Origin of the sequence: Arenibacter latericius DSM 15913 (assembly GCF_000424985.1) — a bacterium.
Classification (GTDB): domain Bacteria; phylum Bacteroidota; class Bacteroidia; order Flavobacteriales; family Flavobacteriaceae; genus Arenibacter; species Arenibacter latericius.
On sequence record NZ_AUKX01000112.1, the window covers coordinates 1 to 1,152 of the forward strand.

Sequence of the window (1,152 nt, forward strand, 5' to 3'; positions counted from 1 at the left end):
ATGAATTCCATTAGGTCTATAACTCTCTACCATCTTATGATCCAAAATCAGAAGATGATCGGTATAAAATTTATGCCGGACAAGCTGATTCAAGCCCTTATCAAAAGTCTACCCGACCCTAAATGGAGCCAACGACATAATATGGCCTATATTCCCAATACCAAGGAAAACCTGGGTATACTTTATAATACTTTTAGAGGTGCCGTATGGATCAATTATAACCGATTTTTTACAAACAAGCCTCAAAACAGCTATAATGAAACCGTTGACATTGCCTATTATAGAAAGAGAAAGCCTATTCCAGATTACCGTTATTGCCCGGAAGAATACCTATTAAAGCTTGAATTAAAACGGTATGCCAAGAGTACGGTGCGCACCTATGTTTTCTTCTTTGAAATGTTCATTAATCACTGTAGGCACAAGGATCTCCAAACTATTGATGAAATTGATATCCGGGCATTTCTTCAACAGTTAATTCAACGCAACGTTTCAAATTCCTATTTAAACCAAGCCATAAATGCCATTAAGTTCTATTATGAAGTGGTTATGGATATGCCCAATCGATTTTACGAGATAGAACGTCCTAGAAGAGAGTTTAAGCTTCCCAAGGTAATATCCAAGGATGAGGTTCTTTCCCTTATCGAAAATGCCAACAACCTAAAACATAAATGTATCATAAGTTTATTATACAGTTCCGGTTTACGGCGTAGCGAGCTGTTGAACCTAAAGCTGGCTGATGTAGACAGTAAACGTATGTTGATAAGAGTTGAAGGTTCAAAAGGAAATAAGGACCGCCACACCCTATTATCGCAAACTGTCTTAGAGGATCTGCGTTTATATTTCAGGGAGTGGAAGCCGCGTGAATATTTGTTCGAGGGTCAAAAAGGAGGAAGGTATAGTCCTCAAAGCGTACTTAAAATTGTTAAAGAAGCAGCATTAAAAGCTAAAGTAAGGCAGTCCGTGACCCCACATGTGCTACGCCATAGTTTTGCGACCCATTTATTGGAATCTGGGGTCGACCTCAGGCAAATACAAGTGCTGTTGGGGCATGGTTCCAGTAAAACAACAGAGATTTACACCCATGTGGCTACAAACACTTTTAAAAACATAAAAAATCCACTAGATTAGTGGTGTAGACAAAATGGATATATA

The 1,152-nt window shown here is 38.5% G+C and carries 1 protein-coding gene; it reads left to right on the plus strand.

The window, feature by feature from the left end:
* Positions 1-36: 36 nt before the first annotated feature.
* Positions 37-1,128 (plus strand): site-specific tyrosine recombinase/integron integrase, encoded by a 1,092-nt coding sequence (gene xerA / locus H344_RS0116845; protein WP_026811333.1) that lies wholly within the window; start codon positions 37-39, stop codon positions 1,126-1,128.
* Positions 1,129-1,152: the final 24 nt, after the last annotated feature.

Coding starts and splice junctions, on each gene's coding strand:
- xerA (WP_026811333.1), top strand. CDS start 37: ATGATCCAAAATCAGAAGATGATCGGTATAAAATTTATGCCGGACAAG.